Raw genomic sequence first — 22,125 nt, 5'->3', positions numbered from 1 at the left:
TTGCATACCAATTGGTTGACATTTTCATGTCACCGTGCCGAAGCTGCGTCCCACGCCTGGCATGCAGGCGATCCTTTGGGAGGAGGAAACCATGCGGCGATCCGCCGGAGCAGTGCACAGCATCTCGTTGTCCCCCACACCCCTGATCGTGGCGTTGCTCGCCGTGCTGGCGGGCCTGCCCGCGGCCCAGGCGCAATCCAGCAGGGACGCGGCAGGACAGGATCCCACCACGCTGGACCAGGTGCAGGTCACCGGCATCCGCGAATCGATGCAGAGTTCGATCAACAAGAAGCGCGACGACACCGTCATTGCAGATGTGCTCTCGGCCGATGACATCGGCGACCTGCCGGCGCCCTCGCTGGCCGATGCGATCGAGACCCTGACCGGCGCCGCTTCGACCCGCGACAAGACCGGCGCCTCGGAAATCTCCATCCGCGGCCTCGGCGCCTTCCTCAGCAGTACCAATTTCAATGGCCGCGAAATCACCAACGGCAGCGGCGACCGCTCGGTGAACTTCAACATGTTCCCCGCCGAGCTGATCAATACGGTGGCCATCTACAAGACCCAGCGCGCCGACATCATCGAAGGCGGCGTGGCCGGTACCATCGGCCTGGAAACAGTACGGCCATTGGAATACGGCAAGCGCTCGGCGCAGATCGATCTGCGTGGCAGCTGGGCCGAGTATGACAAGAAGTACCGCGACGACGACAGCATCGGCTACCGCGGCACCGCTAGCTACATCGACCAGTTCGAGTTCGGCAACGGGCAGAAGCTGGGCATTTCGCTGGGTTTCCAGCGTCTGGACGGTACTGATCCGGAAGAGAGCATCACCAGCGGTTCCACCTGGTATGCCTGCGATGGCACGCAGAACGTGGGCAATGCCAACTGCAATGAAGTGTCCGCGCAGGCCATCGCCAACGGCGCGCCGTACTACCTGGTGCCAAGCAGCCGCATCTACCGGCTCAAGCAGGAGCGCAACAACCGGCAGAGCGAGTTCGCCGCACTGCAGTGGCGGCCCAATGATGTGGTTGAAGTGAACCTCGACTTCGAACACACCGAGCGCAACTGGTACGAGAACCGCAGCGATCTGAGCCTGTCCAACGCTCGCCGAGGCATCACCCAGCGCGAGGTTGACGAGGACGGTATCGTGCGCCACCTGCACGGCAGTACCTCGATTGATTCCACCTCAAACCGCTACTGGCGTGGCGAGGAATACACCGGGGGTGGCCTGAACCTGATCCTGCGACCGACCCCGGCCTGGGAGCTGTCCACCGATCTTTCGTACTCCCACACCAATCGCCTCGACAGCGAGCGCATGACCCGCTTGCGCGCCAACCAGCGCGACGTCAACAATGCCGTCGTGCCCGGCATCAGCAGTGGTGCCACCGGCTACGTGGACTATGACTGGGACTGGCACGGCGAAGTGCCCAGTGTTGCCCTGGCGCCGAACTTCGACCCCACCAACTGGGACGCCTACACCGGGGCGGCGCGGGTGACCTCAAGCGCAACGGAGAACGACCATAAGATCAAGGCCGGCCGCTTCGATGCCAGTTTCATGCCCGAGTCCGGTTTCTTCACCCGCATCAAGGGCGGCGTGCGCGCCAGCCAGGCAGACTACCGCCTGCGCGACAACACCCTGGTAACCGACTACGACCAGCGCGTGGCGACCGACAAGGCGAAGATCATCGCTGCCAATCAAGCTTGCCGTGCACCATTCCCCCAGGATGACTTCATGGATGCCGCCAGCGGCAACACGATCTCCTCGTGGGCGTACTTCGATCCGAACTGCCTGTACCAGTCGTTCCGTGGCAGCCTCGACAGCGGGCTGGATCCGGGTTTCCAGGATCCGAACAATGTCGATATCACCGAGAAGACACGCGCGCTCTATCTGCTGGGTGAGTTCAGCAGCAGCCTGTTCGGTTTGCCGGTGACCGGCAACCTCGGCCTGCGCTGGGTCAAGACCGATGTCCGCTCCGAAGGCGTGCGTACCGGTCTGCGTATCGAGGACAACGGTGACGGGACGATCCGCCTGCAACCCACTGGCGAGTACAGCACGCAGGTGTTCAAGGCGGGCAACGACAAGCTGCTGCCCAGCCTCAACGCGGCCTTCGAACTCCGCCCGGACGTATTGCTGCGGGTCGGTGCATACCGCGCGATGTCACGGCCGGACATCGCCGCGCTGGGTGCCGGACGCACCATCAACGTGAGCAGTGATGCCACCTACGGCAATCTGGCCGACGCGCTGGATGACATCAGTGCCAGCGGCAACCCCGCTGCGCAGCCGCTGATGTCCTGGAACGGTGACCTTTCCCTGGAGTGGTACCCGAACCCGGACACGATGCTGGCCGGCGCGGTGTACTGGAAGCAGTTCAACGGCGGCACCGCCACCGCGCTGGTGCCGGAGACCTACACCATCGACGGCCAGAGCGTGACCGTGCCGGTGCGGCAGCAGGTGACCACCGACGAGGACAGCACGCTGACCGGCTTCGAGCTGACCGCCACCCATCGACTGTCGTACCTGCCCAAGCCGTTCGACGGGCTGGGCTTCAAGGTCAGTTACAACTACGCCGATGCCGACTACCGGACCCAGGACTCGCGACTGGGCGAGCAGCTGGCCAGTGATGGCACGATCATTCCGGCGATCGTGCCGCCGGCGGGTCTCAGTGGCTTCTCGCGGCACGTCCTGTCCGGCTCGATCTACTGGGACGTCGGGCGCTTCAACATCCAGGCCATCGGCAAGTTCCGCTCGCACTACTACCAGGACTTCACCGGCAACACCGCGCAGCAGAACCGCTACTACGATGACAACACCAGCGTGGACCTGCGCCTGCGCTACCGGGTGAACAAGCAGTTGTCGCTGTCGCTGGAGCTGATGAACCTGACCAACGAGCCGCGCGTGGCCTACCAGCCGCTTTATGGGAACTTCCGCGAAGTGGTGACCTACGGGCGGCGTGCGTATTTCGGTGTACGATACAAGTTCTGAACAGGGCGGCGCGGCCAGTGGTCGCGCCGTCGCTCCAACCGGACCCTTGCCGGCCGCGGTGGCAGGGCAGGGACCCGGAGGGAATCGCCAAGGGTCAGCCGCATGTCCGCCAACCGCCTTTACCAGACCATCGCTGCCAAGCTCCGCAAGCTGATCGAGGACGGCGAATTTCCGCCGGGCTCGCGGCTGCCGGGCGAGCGTGAACTGGCCGAACGGTTCGGTGTCAGCCGGGTCACCATCCGCGAAGCCGAGATCGCACTGGAAGCACAGGGCTGGATCGCCATCCGCATCGGATCGGGCGTGCATGTGAAGCCGCGTCCGACGCAGGCGTCCGGCGGGCTGCCGGATGTCAGCGCCTTTGACCTCACCGCTGCTCGCGCGGTATTCGAAGCCGAGGCTGCCGCGCTGGCTGCCAGCAATCTGGATGATGCCGGCATTGCCGAGTTGCAGGCGTTGGCCGAAGCGCTGTGCCGTCGCGACCTGAGCGACGCCGAAGCCTGCGAGTACGACCGCCGTTTCCACCTGGCCATCGCAAGGCTTTCCGGCAATCCGGTGGTGGAATTTTTCGTGCAGCAGATCTGGCGCATGCGCAGCGAACTGCCGCGGGTGACCGAGGTCTATGCACGGGTCTGCCACGATGATGGCGCCAGCCGTGCCGACGAGCACATGGCGATCTTCGAAGCCTTGCGTGCGCGTGATCCGGTGGCCGCGCGCAATGCCATGCGCCATCACTTCCAGCGCCTGTTCGAAGCCATGCTGCAGGCGACCGAAAGCCAGGCGCTGGAGGAGATCCGCCGCCGCACGCAGCAGGACCGCGAACGGTTCATGGCGACGACGCGTATCTGAAAGGCGTTCTGCGGGCGACGACCTGATGTGGCTGGCTACCGCCGTCGGGCTTGATGCCCACGGCCTTTCTACACCGCTGGAACCGTGATCCGCTGCAGATCCAGCTTGGCCCTGAGCGCATAGTGCTTGCGGGTGACCGGCACGGTGCAGGTCAGGCTTGGATCCAGGTAGTCCTTGAACATCGGCGGTCGCGAAGCGCCCAGATAGAACGGCCGATCCTGCTTCACCGCGGCTGGCAGCAACACGTCGGACAGATCACTGTCGGACGCATCGGTCACCAGGCAGGGGGCATGGCGGAAGCCGAGCCTGCGCAGCAGGTACAGCCGGTGCGAGCCGTTGGTCAGGATGATCCGGCGGCCAATACGTGTGGCGCTGATCAGGTTGTCGCTGAAACCGAGATAGATGACAAGGGCGTGGCTGGCCGCGCCGAACGGCTCGTAACCGGCGATGGTGCGAGGGTCGATCGTCGCCACGTCGAGGAACCGCAGGTCATTGGACGCAGATGCGAAAGTGTAGCTGCCATCGGACTGGGTAAAGCGCACCTCCGGATGTGCGTGGCGTCCACGTCGCGCCACCAGTTCCATGATCTCGCATGCATCGGGTGACGCGGCCGTGGCCGCTGCAAGCTGATCGATGTGGCGCAGGTTGATGCACTCCTGGAAGACCACCAGCCGGTCGATCTCCACCATCTGCCAACTGCGGGGCACCACGCTCGTCATGCGGTGCATCGAGGGTTGGCGAAGCGCCTGCTCGGCCGGTGGCCGCATCTCTTCCGGCAGGGCGAGGACGTCCATGGCATCGGCGTGGTCTGCTTCGTCGTGATGAAGGCGACGCACCAGGGCGCGGGCTTCCCGCCACTGCTCCACCAGCATCGCTTCGTCAAAGCTTCCTGGTGGGCAACGCTCCCTGACGAAGCGGATGAACTTCGGCAGCGGAAACAGGCCCTTCAGCAGAAGGGTGGAATCAAGGCCATCGTCATTGATCTCGGTGGGCATCCATCTCGCTCTCTTGGGAGTCGCTGCAGCGACGCCCGATCACGGTCGGCCGTCACACCAAAATAATATGTTATATCGTAACATTTACGTGCCTTGGCGGCAATCGTCCTGAAACACGCAGGGCGACGCTGGCTTGGCCGCTGTGCATCCGCTGCATCGCGTGGGTGCATCCACTGACTAGAGGAGATGTTCATGAACGAACTGATTGAGCTGGGCGTAGTGGCTGGTGAGCAGAATCACGAAGATCAGAGTGAACTGATCGAGCTGGGCTCGGTGGTTTCCGAAACGAAGGCGCACAACCACGGCACGTTGTGGGATGGCGTCTTCCCGACCACCTCGCCCTGATCCATCGCACCCTGCATGACCTGCGGTGCATGCCCCCCGCATGCACCGCTCTGATGCCTGCAGCAGCATGAGATCGCGCTCGCGATGGACCAGCCTGAAACCACCTACTTTCTTTCGAAGCACGCACATGTCTGTGTGACCGGTGACGCAATGGTCATTCTTGATCAGGCCTCCGGCAGCTATCTCTCCATCGATCGGCGCGGAGCGGCGGCGCTTGGCGGGCTGGTGCAGGACTGGCCCCTGGCTTCCGATGGAGCGCCGAGCCCGAGGATGCTGCAGTCGCTGCTTGATCGGCGCCTGATCACCCAGGATCCGCTGCGTGGCAAGTCCGCAGCAAGCGCCGAAATCGCGTTGCCCCGGCACTGGGTGCGCGAGGGCGAGTCCCGAGGATGTCCGCCGATCACGGCCCGCGATGTGCGCCGGTTCCTGGCCTCGGTCACGCGCGCGGCCTGCAGCAGGACGTTCCTGCCTTTCAGCTACACGGTGTCGGCAGCCCGCAGGCGCGGTCAGGAAGCTACGCCGGGCGAGGTGGATCTGCAGCAGCTGGCCCTCCTGGTCCGGGTGTTCGATTGGTTGCGACCGATCGCCTTCAGGAAGACCGATGAGTGCTTCCTCTACTGCCTGGCCATGCGTGAGTTCCTGTCGCGGTACGGCATCGTTCCGGCGTGGGTGTTCGCGGTGCGGACCCAGCCGTTCGCAGCGCATTGCTGGTTGCAGCACGGCGACCAGGTCCTGACCGACATCCCCTTCAACCTGCGCCGGATGACGCCCATCCTGGTGCTGTAACCGGCCTGAGGCATGTACCGATACATCGCTCTGTTCTGGAACGAACATTCCGAATCCGCTCGTGCGCAGGCTTTGCAGGCCATGGAACGGATCGAGGCAGACCGCCCCGGAATCGCCTACGTGATGAAGGGCAGCGGCGGCGCCATCTATGCCCAGACCGACAACCCCGGCTACTTCGAGTACAGCCGGTCCGGCCCGCTGGTGATACTCGGCAAGCTGTTCCACAAGGTGTTCGCCGCCGATACCGTTCCCGCACAGGCATTTCCCGATGCTGCATCCGCAGACAGCGCCTGCAGTACGCAGGGCAGGAGCCTGGTGGAGCAGTACTGGGGGCGCTACGTTGCCGTGGGCTACCAGCCGGATACCGCCAGCTGGTTCGTGCTGCGCGATCCGACGGCGGAGATTCCGTGCTACATGACCACGGTCGATCAGTTGACGGTGGTCTTTTCGAGCATGGAAGACTGCCTGCTGCTGGGAGTGGGTGACTTCAACGTCGACTGGTCGTTCCTGTCCTACTCGCTGCTGTTCCCGTTCCGTGACGGCCTGCAGACAGGCTTCGAGGAGGTCACCGCGCTCGAGGCGGGCGAGGCAGTGACGATCCGTGATGGCCGGCCGATCGGCCGGCACTACCAGTGGGATGTGGTGCGGCAGGCCAGTGAAGCGCCCATCGAAGATCTGGAGGAAGCCGTGCAGCTGGCACGTGCAACGCTGCTGGGCTGCATTGGTGCGCTGGCGAGCCAGCATCGATGCATCCAGCTTCAGTTGTCCGGCGGGCTGGACTCCTCCATCGTCCTCGCCGGCCTGCTGCATGCACCCTCCGCACCGGAGGTGAAATGCGTCCATCACTACGATGCCGGCATTGGTGCCGATGAGCGCATGTTCGCGCGCATGGCCGTTGCCGGTGCCAGTGAATCCTCCGGAAGAAGCTGCGAGTTCGTCGAGTACCAACGGCAGCCGCACTGCTCGCTGGAAGAGATCATGGACTTCCCGCGAACCGCGCGTCCTGCGCATTGCTCGGGTTACCTGCTGCATCGGCGCGACGTGGATGTCGACGCGGACACGGTGCAGTTCACCGGTGTCGGCGGCGATGCGGTCTTCCTCCGCTTCAAGGGCAATGCCGCTGCCATCGATTATGCGTGGCGGCGTGGGATCGACCGCGACTTCTTCCGTGTCGCGTTCGAAACTGCGCAGTCGGGCGATTCGCTGTACGGGGTATTCAAGGATGCCTTCGTCCATGGCATGTTCAAGAAGCCAGGCAGCATCAACGGCCGCTGGGGCAACCCGTGCGAATGGGTGAAGGTGGATGCGTCCGAACAGGATGGCCTGCCGCCGGCCTGGCTGCGGCATGCACGCGCACAGGGGTACAGGCTGTCTCCGCACAAGCTGGCGCATATTGGCCGGATGATCTTCCCGACCAGCGTGCTCGATCCCTTCGAGGGTGCAGGACGCTGGCACGGCGTATCACCCATCAGCGCACAGCCTGTGGTGGAACTGTTCGCCCGCCTGCCGCTGCACCTGCTGATGGCCGGCGCGGAAGACAGGACGATCGCGCGTCGTGCACTGCAGGGCCTGCTGCCGCAGGCGCTGCTCTCGCGCAAGGTGAAGTCCTACCTGGACGATCACTCGGTGGCCGTCACCCAGCGGCATCAGCAGTTCATCAGGGGCCTGCTGGTGGATGGCCTGCTGGCCCGGCGGGGCTACATCGACAGCGCATCGGCCGACGCGGGCATCCGCAGGGTCAGCCCCGATCACTCATCCCAGGTGCTGGGCATCTTCGGTCCGCAGGTCAACATCGAAGCCTGGCTCAGGCGCTGGATGGGCGCGCCAGGCATGCCCGCAGCCGGCGTGGCCTAGGTGCTCCGGCTCATTTCCTCAAGGTAGAGGCTCTCAAGATCATTGGCGGTGATCGTGCTGGCATCCAGCGTCCTGCGCAGCCTGCCGGCCTGCATCAGTCCGATGGTCGTTGCCACTTCGCGGGCACGGAACAGATCGTGGGTGGCCATCAGGATCGCCGTGCCGCGGTCGCGCTGGCGCACGATCAGCTCGTGGAATTCGGCCGAGGCGGTCGGGTCCAGGCCCGACGTCGGCTCATCAAGGAGCAGTGCCCTGGCTTCCTTGATGATGGCCAGCGCGATGCCCACCTTCTGGCGCATGCCCTTGGAGTAAAGCCCGACGCGTCGCCCGAATGCCTCGGGCGCCAGCCCGGCCGACCTGAGCGCGTCCTTCAGCCGTGCGGACGAGCGCTGCTCCACCGCAGCCAGGCGCGCGAAGTAATCCAGGTTTTCATAGCCGGTCAGTTCGTCATACAGCGCCACGTTCTCCGGGATGTACAACAGGCGCCGGCGTACCTCGTGTGGCTGCTGCCAGGCACTGAGCCCATCAACCTCGGCGGATCCGGAGGTGGGTTCGAGGAAGCCCAGGAACAGCTTGATCGTGGTCGATTTGCCGGCCCCGTTGGCACCCAGCAGGCAGAAGATCTCGCCGGGGCGCACCGTGAAGCTCACATCATCCAGCGCCCGATGCGTGCCGTGTTCCTTGACCAGATGCCTTGCAGTCAGCATGTGTGATGTACCTCAGGGGGTGGCCAGCCGACGCCGCATCGACCAGGCCGCAATCAGCAGAAGCAGGGTGGCGACGGCCAATGCGGCCAGGTCGATCAGTACACCGCGTTGCAGGGCGCCCGCCGTGTCCTGGAATTCGAAACGGGGCAGGGCGTCGTACTCGGCCAGCGTCTGTGGCACGTCACGGTCCAGATAGTCCTTGTGCAGCTGCCGACGTGTGTGCCAGTACGCGAGGACCTGCTGCTGGAACGCCAGCGCCCGGTCGGCGTCGGATCCGGCGAGGCGGTCCAGTGCATCCTGCACCGCGACCGAAGGCAGCAGCAGGCGCGCCCGGTCGAGTGCCTGGCGCCGCGCGTCCTCAGCCTTCGTGTGCGCGGCGATCAAGGGCGCGATGGCCTGATCGGCCTGGACAAGATCGGCATAGGCCACGCGCACGGCGTCCGCAATGCGCGGTGCTGGCGAACGCGTGGCGGGGGAGGCTGCCGCGTGGCGCAGCTGCTGCTGGCGGGCAGTGTCGGCCAGCTGCGCCTTCAGTGCGGTCGCCAGTTGCATCTGCGAGGGCGGTGGAACCATCAGGTTCACCGCTGCCAGGACCAGTGATGGGGCCATGACAACGATCAGCAGCCACAGTGCGCCAGCGGCGATCGCGGCCTCGGTGGTGCGCCGGGCGAAGCAGCCGATAAGCACCGCCAGTGCCAGCCAGAAGCTGCCGTAGGCGAGCACGATCAGGGCAAGCACGGCCAGGCCGGAAGGGCGTGTTGCGCCCGAGCCAGCGGCAACGGCAATGATGATCGCCAGCGCAGGCAGCAGCACGATGGCACCTCGGGCCAGGGCCTTGACCGCGATCAGCCGTCCTGCCGCGATGGGCTGTGACAACACCAACGCTGTGATGCCGCGCTCGCATTCGCGCGACCAGAGATCGAAGGTGGTCGCCAGGATGACCAAGGGCAGCAGAAACACAATGACGAAGGCCAGGTCGAATCGGCCAGCGGCCTGCACGGCAGGATTGCCGATGTCGGACCACACATGCCTGAGCAGCTGGGTACGGTCACCCAGCGCAACCACATCGGCGGTGTAGGGGTAGGCGTCCGCCTGTCCAATCGACAATGCCGCCATCGGGCCGGGAGGGAGCACCGGCTGGACGCGGGGCAGTACCGACGGCGCCTTGCCAACGAACCCCCGGCTGCGGTCCCTGGCATCCTGTTCTTCCGCGTTGATCAGGCTGATGGCTGCCTCGCGCTGCCCGACCCACGCACTGCCATTCCATGCTGCATAGGCCGCCAGCACCACCAGCAGGCCAAGCAGCACCGGCAACGCCCGGTCACGCAGCAGGCGACGGATCTCATGCCCTGCGATCGACAGGCTGCTCATGGGGCACTCCCGAGATGCCGCGCCGACGTGAACACCAGCCCCAGGGCCAGCAGCACCCAGGCCAGCAGGATGGCGAAATTCACCGACTGTGCCGCGGCGATGTGGCCCAGCGGCGGTTGTTGCGGGCTGTACGCCACGGAGCGGGTAAGGGTCGCGATATCGGCCAGATGCTTGCTGCCGTTCGCGGCCTTGTGCTGTTTCACTTCCAGGTTGAGTGCCTGGATCAGCCGGTAGCGATAGTCTTCGACTCCGCGCAGGAACGCCAGTTGTGCAGGGAAGTCGGTGCGCGCCAGTGCCCGTGACGCGGCCTGCAGCGCGAGGGTGGGCGACAGCGCCGCGAAGGCGCGCTGCGTGATCGCCTGCCGCTGGTAGGTAGCGTAGATGCGTTCGAAGTGGCGGTTGTAGGTCTCGGTGGAATTGGCTTCGGCGAACTCCAGCGCCACGCCGCGGAAGTTGACCGGAAGATCGTCCACGTCCTTCACCTGATAGCGTGCCAGCATCTCTGCTTTCAGTGCGTCCAGCCGCTTGTCCGCCGGGTCGTGGCCATCTGCGCCGTGCTCTGCGTCCTCGCTGACCGCCGCCCGGAACGCGGGGGCAGTAGGCGTGGGATACAGCGATTCGGCCAGTGCGGGGGCCACCCGCGGCGCGAGCAGGGTGGCTACCACCCAGAAGCCGAGCAGCACCACCAACGACGTGCGTGCTGCGCCGAAGCGCGCCGAGACGCCGATGGTGATGGCGCAGAACACCAGGAGATAGAGCGCATACGCCGCGAACATCGCAATCAGCGCCATGATGTCGGCCGTGCCGAGGGTGCGTCCGGCCATGCCGGGAACACTGACCGCCAGCAGGGCGAGCACCAGCAGCAGCGATGCCGTTGCCAGCGCGATCAGCCGGCCGCCGATCAGGACGTGGGCCGATGCACCACTGCCGAGCTCCTGGCGGAGGGTTTCGCGGGCGACATCGCCGGAGAGGCTGGCGAATCCGGCAAGGATGATCAGCAGAGGCGCCACGACCTGCAGCGCCCATGCGGCGGAGAAGCCATCGAACCGGCTGAGCGCGGTGCCGGCGTCGACGGGTCGGTGCCGGGCCGGGTTCTGCGCATGGCCTTCGATGAACACCGAGGTGCCGACGAAATCCGTGATGCCCGGGTCGAGCGCCGCCAGCGGCCGCACCGGCGCGGGAATGGCGCGGCCGACGTGCGCGGCAGCATGCGGGTCGATCGTGCCCTGGCTGTCCCATAGCCCGGCCTCCTGCTCCGCTACGATCTGGCGCTCCTGGGCCTGCTGCGCCAGCCGTGCTGCGCCCGTGGTAACCGACGCTCCCGCAAGCAGCAGCAGGGTCAGCGCGAGCCACAACAGGCGCCGCTCGCGCCACATCAGCTTCAGCTGGGTCGCGGCAACGACCAGCGTCTGGCGCACGGCGGATGCGGGTCTGGAGAAGGTGGGGGAGGCATCGCTCATGGCGGGCGCCCTACCAGCGATGGGTCAATGTCATGGACAGGAATCGGCCGAGCGCCGTTGCATTGGTCGGGTCGAAACCGGTGTTGATGCTGTTGACGATGAAGGGCGGATTCCGGTCGAACAGGTTCTGCACGTTGAAGGCCAGCGAAGTGCCCTGTCCGGCACCGGCAGCACCGCTGAAGTCATACCTGAGATTGAGGTCGACCGTCGTCCACGAGCTGACATGGGGGTCGGCGCGGTTGGCGGGATCGCGATAGCTGTCCACGTAGTTCACGAACAGCCCGCCGGCAACCTGCCGGTGGCTCATGGCGAGGCCGCCGCGCACCTTCAGGTCGACCGGGAAGTACACCGCATTCACCGCGTCCACCTCGGGCGAGGTGGCGGTCACGCGGCGCTTGGAATCGATGATGTACTGGCCGGCAAGGTTCAACGCGATGCGGGTCTGGCCAGCGTCGAAATCGTAGGAGGCATTGAAATCGACGCCGCGCTGCGAAGTGAACGCGTTGTTGCGAAAGCGGTTGTCCAGGATGACTTCGCTGCTGGTTTCATCGGTTCCTGGTGTCAGGGCATAAGGGCCCACCCGCGATACGAACAGGCCCAGGCCGGAGGCACCCAGTTGGCGCGCCTGCTGGATCTGCTGCGGCGTCGGGTTGACGGTCAGCAGGTCTGCATAGGGCGCGGTGGACTGCAGGAACAGCGACGGGAAACTGCCGCCGAAACCGCTGCCGATCCGGTCGGCATACTCGATGTGATAGTAGTTCGCGTCGATCTTGAGGCCCGGCAGCGACGGGGGCGCGAACGAGAAGCCGCCGGTCCAGGTCGTGGCACGTTCGGGCCCCAGATCCGGGTTGCCGTTGGAGAGCATCATCAGCACCGTGCTTCCGTTGGCCGCGCTCGGGTTGGGTACCTTGGCCACCACCACGGTGTTGTTCAGCTGCATGTCCTGGTAGACCGGCGCCCGGTAGGAGCGACCGTAGCTGGTGCGGAATGAAAGTCCTTCCGTTGCTTCCCACAGCAGGCCGAGCTTGGGATTGAGGGTGGAACCAAAATCGCTGTAGTCGTCGTAGCGTGCGGCCGCAGTCAGCGACAGCCGACGAACGCCAGGCATGTCTGCCAGCAGCGGAATGTTGAGCTCAGCGAAAGCGGAACGGATCGTGCGCTGCAGATCCAGCGGCTTCTCAAGCCCGCGGTGGTCGAGCAGTTCATAGCCATCGCGGCGGTAGCCCGCACCGAATGCCGCGCGTACGCCGCCGGCCGGAAGATTGAACAGCTCGCCGTCGGCGATCACTTCCAGATAGCGCGATTCGGAGTTCGTATCCGTCGGCGGCGCGGTGCTGACCGAGCTGCCGGTGATGGTCGTTCTCTCGTAGGAGACGTCGCTCCTGCCGAATCCGGAATTCAGGCGGGCCTGCCACTGGCGCGGAAGCTCGAGAGTAAGCCCGGCGAACACATCGAACTGCCGCGTGTGCGGGAACAGGCGGGTCTCGTCGGCGGTTCCCGAAATGGTGGTGTCCATCTCGCGCTTGGCAAAGGAGCCGGTCAGGTTGAGCGTCAGCACATCACTGAGCTCCTGCACGCCGTCCAGATACAGGCTGTGCCGCTTCGAACCGGGATAGATGTCGTAGGGCTTGACCGTAACGTTCCGGGAAAAGTCCTTGTCGACGGCGGCGAGGTTGCCCTGCTTCAGGAACTCGTAGCTGGCCATCAGGTGGCCACCCTCCCACGACCAGCCGGCCGACTGCGAGGCCTGGTACTCGTCCATGTTGCCGCGGGTGACGCTGCCATAGCGCAGCGAGGTCTCATAGCCGGTGAAATCGCGGCGCAGGACGATGTTGACCACACCGCCGACGGCGTCGGTGCCGTAGATGGCAGAGGCGCCATCGGTGAGGATCTCCACGCGCTCGATGGCGCTCAGCGGAATCAGCGAGATGTCGACGTATTGGTAGCGGTTCGAGGAGGTCACGCGGTGGCCGTTGATCAGCGTCAGCGTGGTGCCCGTGCCGAGGCCACGCAGGTTGATGGCGGTGCCCTGGCCGAAGTTGTTGCCGGTATCGCGGTCGACGCCGAGGTTGCCGACGTTGGCGCCGTTGGCACCACCGCCGAAGTTCTGCGGCAGCTTCTCGAAGAGCTGCTGCAACGAGGCCACCCCGGTTCGATCAATGGCCTCCCGGTCGATCACGATGACCGGAGAGGCGCCGCCGCCAATGGCATCGCGGATATTGCTGCCAATGACCATCACCTTGTCCAGCGTGGCGGTATCGGATCGCCGGTCGCCCTGGGCAGTACTGCCCAGAGCGCCGGCATCCTGCGCCATTGCCGGCGCGTTGAGCTGCAGAGCAGCGGCCAGGCTGGCGACCACCAATGCCGCCGGCCTGGCAGTGGATGCGTTGTTCATGCCCCGGTCCATCGATCTCATCGGATGTTGGTCTGCGGCACGAGCCATCGCGCCTTCAATGGAGATGTTATATCATATCATTCAAGGTGCGCGGCGATCTTGCTGTGCCGAGGGGCGAGGGCAGGCGCACCGCCACACACGAGTCACTGCACAGATGCCGGACCGACGCTGATGAGAATGTTCGCGCTGCCGCCGCCGGTCACCGAGATCCTCGCCGCGTACTGGAAGGCGGACCGCAGGCTGCTGCTGTTGATCGCCGCCATCGTCATGCTTTCCGGCCTGGCCACGGTGGCAGCGCCGTACCTGTTCTCGCGCCTGATCGACCGCATCAGCGCGGAAGGCATCCGTGAACTGGCGGGATGGTTCCTGCTCTACGCGGTGATGCTCGGCGCCGCCAGCATCCTGCAGAACACCGTGCAGTACCTGTCGTTCCTCAGTGGCGAGAACCTCGGTTTCATCACCAGCACCCGCTACTTCGCGCGCCTGCTGAAGAAGACCCACAGCTTCTTCCTGGATTACAACGCAGCCGAACTGCAGGTGGCCGGGGAGAAAGGCCGCAACGCGCTGAAGATCGTGGTGCAGCTCGGCCTGGTGGTGTTCATTCCCAGCGCACTGCAGATCCTGCTGACCCTGGTGACACTGGGCGCACTGATCAACCTGCAGATGGTGGCGATCGTGCTGGGCTATGGCTCTGTGGCCGTCACGCTCTCGGCCATCGCCACCCGGCGAGCACGGATCCATCGTGAGGCGGCGGTCGAGGCGGGCCAGCAGAATGCGCGCTTTGTCGGCAATGCGATGAACGCGATGGAGACGTTGCGCTAGTTCGGCGGCAGCGCGTGGATGATCCAGCGCTTCGAACAGAAGGCCCAGGAGGTGCGCGACAGTTGGCGTGCCTACGTGCTGCAGCGGATCGGCTTCATCGTGCTGCTCGGCATCGGCCTGGCGGTCGAGTTCATCGTCACCTTCGCACTGCTACTCCCACGCTACCAGAGTGGTGACCTGAGCGTCGGCGATATCGTGCTGTTCAATCTGCTGTTGCTGCAGCTCAACATGCCCTTTGAAATGATCGCGCGCTCGATTGATGACGTTGCCCGTTCGTGGACGCTGCTGACGCCGCTGTCGGCCCTGTGGGCGGCGCCCGAAGAACGGCAGGCGGCGAACGCCGGCCGATTTCGCGGAAAGTGCGGCCGGATCGAGTTCCAGCATGTCAGCCATCGCTACGGCAATGGCCGCGGCGTCCGGGATGCGTCCTTCCACGCCAGGCGCGGCGGCATCAACTTCCTGATGGGGGAGACCGGGGCAGGGAAGTCGACGCTGTTCAAGCTGGCACTGAAGTCGATCGAGCCCCAGCACGGTCGCATCCTGGTGGATGGCACCGACCTGGCCCACATCGACCGTGCCGCGTGGCACGCCGCCGTCGCCGTCGTTCCCCAGGATGTCATCCTGCTCAACGAGAGCCTGGCCGACAACATCCTGCTGGGGCGCCCGCGCGACGACACCCGGTTGCGTCACGCGACCCACAAGGCGTCGATCCTGGCCTTGATCGACGCGCTGCCCGAAGGGTTTGAAACCAGCGTGGGCGAGCGTGGCCTGAAACTTTCCGGTGGCGAACGGCAGCGCATCGCCATTGCCCGTGCACTCTATGGAGAGCCCACCATCCTGTTCCTGGATGAAGCCAGCTCGGCGCTGGACGAGGCGACCGAGCGCGAGATCATGGGCCATATCCGTGCGCTAGCCGGTGATGTCACGATCGTGGCCATCACCCATCGCCGCAGCGTGGTAACCGAAGCCGACCAGGTGATCGTGCTGGCCACGGGCTGACGCGACATGGCGGACACCTGCACCTGCAGCTGGGGCGCAGTGCTTCTGGGGTACGCTGTGCGCGACCTTTCCCGGTACCGCCCGTGCTGTCGATGCATGGCCCGTGACCCCGCACCGACTCATCCCAGGAATCCCGCATGTCCGACAACGCTCCACCGCTGAACATCCTGGCGTTTGCCGGCAGCCTGCGTGGCAACAGTTACAACCGGCGCCTGATCAGGGCCGCGGCAGGCGCCGCGCCTGCGGGCCTGCTGCTGACCGTGCATGACACCATTGCCGATGTTCCGCTGTTCGATGAAGACCTCGAAGCCGCCGATCCGGCTGGCCCTGCCGGGGTCAAGCGCCTGCGCGCGGCCATTGCAGCCGCTGACGGCGTGCTGATCGCCACGCCGGAGTACAGCCAGTCACTGCCCGGCGTACTCAAGAACACGCTCGATTGGCTGTCCCGCGACGATGCCGAATACCGCACGGTCCTTTCGGCCAAGCCGATGGCGATCATCGGCGCCACGCCGGGTCACTGGGGCACCAAGCTGGCACAGTCGCAGCTGCGCCATACACTGACCGCCATGGGTGCCTTGACCATGGCCTCGCCACAGCTCTACGTGGCCGAAGCTGCGGCGGCCTACGACAACGATGCGGACGATTTCGACGCGGCGACGCGCAAGCGCCTACAGCGCTTCCTGGAGGGATTCCAGGCCTGGGTCCAGCTGCTGCAGGGCAGGGCATCGCGCGGTTGAGCGGTGCCGGCAGAGGGTGTCAGCGCCCGCTGGTGCCAGCGCCCGGATCATGCAGCCCGCGCAGCTTCTTCTTGTTGATCTTGCCCACGCTGGTGCGCTCGATCGCATCCACGAAGCTGACACGCTCCGGAATCGCATAGCGTGAGACGTCTCCGGAACGGCTGCGCGCTGCGACAAGTTCGATGATCTCCGCCTCTGACACATCACGGCCGGGCAGCCTGACCACCAGTGGCAGGGGCCGTTCGCCCCATTTCGCATCGGCGATACCGATCACCGCGACTTCGCTGACCGCAGGGTGCAGCGCGATGATGTCTTCCAGCGCGAGCGACGAGATCCATTCGCCACCGGTCTTGATCACGTCCTTGATGCGATCGGTGACGCGCAGGTAGCCACCTTCGTCGATGTTGCCGATGTCGCCGGTGTGCAGGTAGCCGCCCACCCACAATGCTGCCGAAGCGTCGGGATCGTTCAGGTAACCCTGGGTCAGCCAGGGTGCTCGTGCCACCACTTCGCCGGTGGCGACGCCATCGTGGACGACATCGCCCATGTCCGGGTCGACAATCCGCAGGTCCACCAGCGGCACCGGAATGCCGGCCTTGGTGCGCAATGAAAGCACCTCGTCGGCATCGGTCACACTGTCCACGTCGATCTGGGCGATGGTGAGCAGAGGGCAGGTCTCGGACATGCCATAGCCGCCGAAGATGTCGACGCCCCGTGCCAGCGCACGCTGCGCCAGGGCACGGGGCAGGGCGGCACCGCCGATGATCACCTTCCAGCCCTCCAGGTCGGTCTGCGCCGCGTCCGGGTGCTCCAGCAGCATGTGCAGGATGGTTGGCACGCAGTGCGAGAAGGTCACCTTTTCGCGGGCGATCAACGCCAGCAGCTTCGCAGGCAGGTAACGCCCCGGATAGACCTGCTTGATGCCCATCGCGGTAGCCACGTAGGGCAGGCCCCACGCGTGCACATGGAACATCGGGGTCATGGGCATGTAGACATCGTCACGATGCAGGCCGCCCTGGCGGGATGCGCCGCCGAGCGCGGCCATCGCCGCCAGCGAATGCAGCACCAGCTGCCGGTGGCTGAAATAGACGCCCTTGGGCAACCCGGTGGTTCCGGTGGTGTAGAACACCGTGGCACGGGCATTCTCGTCGAAGTCCGGGAAGCGGATGACCGGCGTGGCATCGCGCAGGCCCGCTTCATACTCGGTGGCGAAGCCTGGCGGCAGCGCGCCATCGGCATCGTCCAGCAGAATGCGGGTGCGCAGGTCCGGCAGCTGCTCGTCGATGGCGTCCAGCAGCGGCAGGAACTCGCGGTTGGCCAGGATCACCCGCGCGCCGCTGTGGTTCAGCGTGTACGCGATCTGCTCGGGGGCCAGGCGCACGTTCACCATCATCAGCACCGCACCGATCATCGGCACCGCGAAGTAGGCCTCCAGGTAGCGGTTGCTGTCCCAGTCCATCACCGCCACCGTGTCGCCGTGGCCGACTCCCAGCGAGGTCAGCAGGCCGGCCAGCTGGCCGATGCGCGCGTGCAGGGTGCGGTAATCGAACCGTACCTGGTCGCCGTAGACGATTTCCTGTCCAGGGCTCACTGCCAGCGGCATCAGCAGCAGCTGCTTGATCAGCAGTGGATAGGCATGGGCATCGGGAGTGGGGGCGGATGACATGGCATTTCCTCGTGGGCGGCGTTGCGGTCGCCGGCCTTCTCCGCCCCACACTAGCAAGCCCTTCCCGCTGTACCAGCGTACCTAGGTACCTGTTCCCGCGCGCACCCGATTTGATAATCTCGCCAGGACATGCCCACCCTGCTCATCGCCGATGATCACCCCTTGTTCCGTGCGGCACTGCATCGCGCGGCGGAAGAGGCGGTCGCCGATCTGCAGATCAGCGAGGCTGATTCGCTGGACGGCGTGCTGGAGGTGATCGAGAACCAGTCGATCGACCTGATGCTGCTGGACCTGCACATGCCCGGCAACCATGGGCTGGCCGGGCTGGCCACGATCCGTGCCCTGCAGCCGGGCCTGGCGATCATCATCGTCTCCGCCAACGAGGAGCCGCAGGTCATCCGGCGTGCCATCGACCTCGGCGCCGCAGGCTACCTGCCCAAGAGCTCGGGCTTGAACGAACTGCAGTCCGCGCTGCAGTGCGTGCTGGAGGGTGAGCGCTGGGTTCCAGCGTTGCTGCGCGAGCCGGTGGCGCGGGTGGCACCGTTCAGCAGGGATGCCGACCTGGCCGCACGCCTGGCCAGCCTGTCGGCACATCAGTACAAGGTGCTGGGGCTGGTGGCCGAGGGCCTGCTCAACAAGCAGATCGCCGACCGGTTGGGCGTACAGCTGCGCACGGTCAAGGCGCACATGACACGCATCATGGAGCGGCTGGGCGTGCGCAACCGCGCGCAGGCCATCCGCGTGCTGCACGAAATGGGGTTGGCCGATCCGTCCCGGCAGATCTAAGAGCTTCCCGAGCCCTGATGGGTCAGGGCGTGGCAGTGGCCGCCAGCAGGTGGTTGATCGCCCAGCGCAGCGCCAACGGCTTGAATGGCTTGTTGAGCAGGGACAGCCCAACGCCGCGCACCGCCTCGCGCGTATCGCTGCCGGTATCCGCGCTGAGGATCACCGTCGGCCGCGGCCCATGCATGCCCACCATCCGCTTCCACAGCGCAACACCGGTATCGCCGTCATCCAGGTGGTAGTCGAACAGCCAAAGCGCCGCCTCGTGCGCTGAGGGTCCGATGTCATCGGCGTTGCCTGCCGCGATCACATCGCAACCCCAGGAATGCAGCAGCTGCCGCATCGCCGCCAGTGCGTCCGGGTCGTTGTCCACCACCAGTACGCGAATTCCCTTCAGGGCGCTGCTGCCGCCCGTCGGTGGTGAACTGCGCGGGGTCACAGGGGGTGCTGCGCGTTGCACGCTGATCGAGAAGGCCGAGCCATGCCCGGGTACGCTGCGCAGGTGCAAGGGTGCATGCAGCAGGTCGGCGATGCGGTGCGCGATGGTCAAACCCAGGCCCAGTCCTTGCCCGTTGCTGCGATCGACCCGGTGGAACTCCTCGAACACCACCGCCTGCTGCTCCGGAGCAATGCCGGGGCCGGTGTCCTGCACGCCGATCATCAGTGCCTGCCCCTGGCGCCGTACACCCAGCAAGACACCGCCATGGCGGGTGTAACGAATGGCGTTGGCCAGGAAGTTCTGCAGCACCCGGCGCAGCAGCAGCGGGTCGCTATGGACCCAGGCCTGGCTCCGCACGTGGCGGAACTGCAGGCCACGCGCCGCCGCAAGCACCGCGAACTCCTGCGCAAGCGGATCCAGCACGGTCGACAGCGCGAAGGGGCGCGGATCGGCCACCAGCCCACCGGCTTCCAGTCGCGAGATATCCAGCAGGCCGGACAGCAGGTCATCAGTGGAATCCAATGCGCCGCGGATCTGCCGCAGGAAACTGTCGAGGAACTCGGACTCGATGTGCTGCGACATCGCCTCGGTCAGCAGCTGGGCCGCATGCAGGGGCTGGATGAGGTCATGGCCGACCGCCGTCAGGAAGCGCGTTTTTGCCGCGTTCGCGCGCTCGGCCTCCTGTACCGCCTGCTGCAGCCGCGCGGTGCGGTCCTGTACTCGGCGTTCCAGATTTTCATTGCTGCGCTTGAGCGCATCCTCCGCGCGGCGGAACGCCGTGACATCCGTGAAGGTGGCTACATAGCCGCCGCCCGGCATCGGGTTGCCGCGGATCTCGACGATGGTGTCATCGGGGAAGATCCGTTCGGACAGGTGCGGCGTGCCACGGCGCATATGCGCGACGCGGCGCTGCAATGCCTTGGTGGGCGTGTCGCCGGGGCCATCGCCGATCTTCAGCTGCCCCAGTGCCCATGCCGTGAGGTTGACCACCGGCTGCCCGACCTGCAGCAGCTCAGGCGGGAACTTGAACAGCGCGGCGTAGCGGCTGTTCCAGGCTACCAGCTGCAATTGCGCATCGACCACGCTGATGCCCTGGCTCATGTTCTCCAGCGCGGCTTCCAGCAGGCGCTGGTTGAAGCGCAGCACCTGGGTGGCCTCGCCGACGGCGCGGGTCACCGCATCCAGCGGCGCGGCGCCGCCTTCGCGTGCGGCTTCGACCAGAAGTCGTGCCATGCCTGCGCCGACCACGGCAGTCAGTTCACGCTCGACGGCGGTGACCCGGTCGTTATCCAGCATCTGCCCGGCGTAGCCCTCCAGCAGCTGGCGCGCACGCTCCTGGCCAAGGAAGCGTCCGGCGGTCCTGCGCAGGGACGCCGCAGCCACCGCATCCCGCCTCCGCGGCAACGACGGACGCACGGCCCGCGACACCAGTGCCACGGCCAGCAGGTTGACCGCCAGGCTGGCACCCATGCTGATGGCGATATGCCCCGGCTGCACGCGCAGCGAGACCACCGACAACCAATGCAGCCCGTCGACGCCGACCGATGGCGTGGCGGCCGGGATCACCATCGGCAGCAGTACCAGCCACAGCCAGGCCAATGAGCCCAGCACGATGCCGGCCATGATGGCCGCGGAGGGCGTGCGCGGGCGATATACCGCCAGCAGCACTGCCGGTGCCAGCTGCGAGAGAGCGGTGAAGGACATCAGGCCGAAATCGCTGAGTGCCTCGGTGTCGCTCATCGCGCGGCTGTACAGCCACGCCATCAGGAACACGGCGAGGATGCCGGCACGGCGGAACGCCAGTACGCGGGGGCGCAGATCGGCATTGGCCACGCTGCCCTCGATGCCGCCGAGCAGGCGTGAACCGAACCCATGGTTGCCAAGCATGATCGACAGGGTCAGCCCGGACAGGATCATCATGCCGGTGGCCGCGCTCAGGCTGCCCAGATAGGCCAGCAGCGCCAGCAGATGATGGCCACCGGCCTTCGGCAGCGCCAGCACGTACAGGTCAGGTGATACCGAGGCCGGCAGCTGCGCGGCGCCGGCCAATGCCATCGGCACCGACGGCAGGCCGATCAGCAGCAGGTAGACCGGGAACATCCAGCGTGCCGTCTTCAGGTCCGAGGTCTGGCGAAGCTCGACCACGCCGACGTGGAACTGGTGCGGCAGGGTGAACGCGGAGATCGCCCCGAGCGCGACCATGGTGAGATAGTCCGGCACGATGGCCGGGGGCGGCAGCTGCACCATCTTCTCCAGCAGCGGTGTGCCGGCCGTGTGCACGGACAGCGCCGCATACAGGCCAATGGCCAACAGCGCCACCAGTTTCAACACCGATTCCAGGCCCAGCGCGACCACGATGCCGCGGTTGGGCTCGGTGGCCGAGGCCTTGCGTGCACCGAACAGCAGGGTGAACGCAGCCATCGTCAGCGCGAACCAGAACGACATGTCCAGCTTCGCACCGGCAGGCGCGAAGCGATCACCGAGCAGGGCGCCCAGTCCCTGGCTGACGGCTTTCAGCTGCAGTGCGATGTAGGGAATGATGCCGAACAGCGCCACCAGGGTGATGGTGAAGCCAAGACCACGATCGGCACGCAGTCGTGCAACGACCAGATCGGCGATGGTGGCACTGTTGTGCTGTTTGGCCAGCCGCCCCAGGCGGAGCAGGAACGGCAGGCCCAAGGCGAAGATCAGCGCCATCCCGGCCAGGGTCGGTGGAATCGGAAAGCCCCATTGCAGCCCCTGCGAGGCCGCGCCGTAGTAGGTCCACGCGGTGCAGTGCACGGCCAGCGACAGTGCATAGATGAGCGGCCATGCCCTCGAAAGCCGGTGCCCCCGGCGCTCGCCCCACAGCGCCACGCCAAACAGCAGTGCGGTCCATGCAATGCAGGCGAAGAGGACGATGGAGGGCGTCAACATCGCTCCAGTGTAGGGAGAGAA

The 22,125-nt window shown here is 65.7% G+C and carries 16 protein-coding genes; 9 read left to right on the top strand and 7 right to left on the bottom strand.

Going from position 1 to position 22,125, the window contains the following annotated elements:
- The first annotated feature begins 91 nt into the window (after positions 1 to 91).
- On the top strand, positions 92 to 2,983 hold the full coding sequence (locus ACW5IY_RS11730; protein ID WP_049433763.1) for a TonB-dependent receptor: 2,892 nt from the start codon (positions 92 to 94) through the stop codon (positions 2,981 to 2,983).
- Positions 2,984 to 3,085: 102 nt separating this feature from the next.
- Positions 3,086 to 3,829, top strand: a complete 744-nt coding sequence (locus tag ACW5IY_RS11725) for a FadR/GntR family transcriptional regulator (RefSeq protein ID WP_049433762.1) — start codon at positions 3,086 to 3,088, stop codon at positions 3,827 to 3,829.
- Positions 3,830 to 3,897: 68 nt separating this feature from the next.
- Here ACW5IY_RS11725 and ACW5IY_RS11720 read toward each other — a convergent pair whose 3' ends face one another.
- Positions 3,898 to 4,824, bottom strand: coding sequence for a hypothetical protein (locus ACW5IY_RS11720; RefSeq protein ID WP_049433761.1), 927 nt, complete (start codon positions 4,822 to 4,824; stop codon positions 3,898 to 3,900).
- Positions 4,825 to 5,016: 192 nt separating this feature from the next.
- On the opposite strand from ACW5IY_RS11720, the gene ACW5IY_RS11715 reads away from it, so the two are divergent.
- The 3 genes from ACW5IY_RS11715 to ACW5IY_RS11705 all read left to right on the top strand — a co-directional run bounded on the left by ACW5IY_RS11715 (position 5,017) and on the right by ACW5IY_RS11705 (position 7,809).
- Positions 5,017 to 5,169, top strand: coding sequence for a hypothetical protein (locus tag ACW5IY_RS11715; RefSeq protein ID WP_162531805.1), 153 nt, complete (start codon positions 5,017 to 5,019; stop codon positions 5,167 to 5,169).
- Positions 5,170 to 5,253: 84 nt separating this feature from the next.
- Positions 5,254 to 5,955, top strand: coding sequence for a lasso peptide biosynthesis B2 protein (locus ACW5IY_RS11710; protein WP_010485615.1), 702 nt, complete (start codon positions 5,254 to 5,256; stop codon positions 5,953 to 5,955).
- Positions 5,956 to 6,036: 81 nt separating this feature from the next.
- Positions 6,037 to 7,809, top strand: coding sequence for an asparagine synthase-related protein (locus ACW5IY_RS11705; RefSeq protein ID WP_239682874.1), 1,773 nt, complete (start codon positions 6,037 to 6,039; stop codon positions 7,807 to 7,809).
- Here ACW5IY_RS11705 and ACW5IY_RS11700 read toward each other — a convergent pair.
- From ACW5IY_RS11700 to ACW5IY_RS11685, 4 genes are read right to left on the bottom strand one after another with little or no spacing between them, the layout of a single operon-like run.
- Positions 7,806 to 8,516 carry an ABC transporter ATP-binding protein gene (locus tag ACW5IY_RS11700; protein WP_049433759.1) on the bottom strand — a complete coding sequence of 237 codons (711 nt, stop codon included), beginning with the start codon at positions 8,514 to 8,516 and terminating at the stop codon, positions 7,806 to 7,808. The two genes, ACW5IY_RS11705 and ACW5IY_RS11700, sit on opposite strands and share 4 nt — an antisense overlap.
- A gap of 12 nt (positions 8,517 to 8,528) precedes the next feature.
- Positions 8,529 to 9,887, bottom strand: a complete 1,359-nt coding sequence (locus ACW5IY_RS11695; RefSeq protein ID WP_049433758.1) for an ABC transporter permease subunit — start codon at positions 9,885 to 9,887, stop codon at positions 8,529 to 8,531.
- The gene (locus ACW5IY_RS11690) at positions 9,884 to 11,347 is read right to left on the bottom strand and encodes a DUF3526 domain-containing protein (protein ID WP_049433757.1); all 1,464 of its coding nucleotides are present in this window, start codon (positions 11,345 to 11,347) and stop codon (positions 9,884 to 9,886) included. Before ACW5IY_RS11690 ends, ACW5IY_RS11695 begins: the two co-directional genes overlap by 4 nt.
- Positions 11,348 to 11,357: 10 nt before the next feature.
- Positions 11,358 to 13,742 carry a TonB-dependent receptor plug domain-containing protein gene (locus ACW5IY_RS11685; RefSeq protein ID WP_049433756.1) on the bottom strand — a complete coding sequence of 795 codons (2,385 nt, stop codon included), beginning with the start codon at positions 13,740 to 13,742 and terminating at the stop codon, positions 11,358 to 11,360.
- Between the two features lie 171 nt (positions 13,743 to 13,913).
- On the opposite strand from ACW5IY_RS11685, the gene ACW5IY_RS11680 reads away from it, so the two are divergent.
- From ACW5IY_RS11680 to ACW5IY_RS11670, 3 genes are all read left to right on the top strand, one after another.
- Positions 13,914 to 14,564 (top strand): ABC transporter transmembrane domain-containing protein, encoded by a 651-nt coding sequence (locus ACW5IY_RS11680; protein ID WP_239682876.1) that lies wholly within the window; start codon positions 13,914 to 13,916, stop codon positions 14,562 to 14,564.
- Positions 14,565 to 14,582: 18 nt separating this feature from the next.
- Positions 14,583 to 15,563, top strand: a complete 981-nt coding sequence (locus tag ACW5IY_RS11675; protein ID WP_239682877.1) for an ABC transporter ATP-binding protein — start codon at positions 14,583 to 14,585, stop codon at positions 15,561 to 15,563.
- Between the two features lie 137 nt (positions 15,564 to 15,700).
- Positions 15,701 to 16,300, top strand: a complete 600-nt coding sequence (locus ACW5IY_RS11670) for an NADPH-dependent FMN reductase (RefSeq protein ID WP_049433755.1) — start codon at positions 15,701 to 15,703, stop codon at positions 16,298 to 16,300.
- A gap of 19 nt (positions 16,301 to 16,319) precedes the next feature.
- Here ACW5IY_RS11670 and ACW5IY_RS11665 read toward each other — a convergent pair whose 3' ends face one another.
- Complete coding sequence (locus ACW5IY_RS11665; RefSeq protein ID WP_049433754.1) at positions 16,320 to 17,966, bottom strand: fatty acid--CoA ligase; 1,647 nt, start codon at positions 17,964 to 17,966, stop codon at positions 16,320 to 16,322.
- A 129-nt stretch (positions 17,967 to 18,095) separates the two neighbouring features.
- Here ACW5IY_RS11665 and ACW5IY_RS11660 point away from each other — a divergent pair, with 129 nt between their 5' ends.
- Positions 18,096 to 18,752 (top strand): response regulator transcription factor, encoded by a 657-nt coding sequence (locus ACW5IY_RS11660; RefSeq protein ID WP_049433753.1) that lies wholly within the window; start codon positions 18,096 to 18,098, stop codon positions 18,750 to 18,752.
- Between the two features lie 22 nt (positions 18,753 to 18,774).
- Here the strand turns inward: ACW5IY_RS11660 and ACW5IY_RS11655 are convergent, their stop codons facing one another.
- Entirely contained in the window at positions 18,775 to 22,104 is a 3,330-nt protein-coding gene (locus ACW5IY_RS11655; protein ID WP_049433752.1) for a PAS-domain containing protein, read from the bottom strand.
- Positions 22,105 to 22,125: the final 21 nt, after the last annotated feature.

This window comes from Stenotrophomonas sp. C-A (genome assembly GCF_054030835.1).
This window is presented reverse-complemented; position numbering and strand designations above follow the sequence as displayed.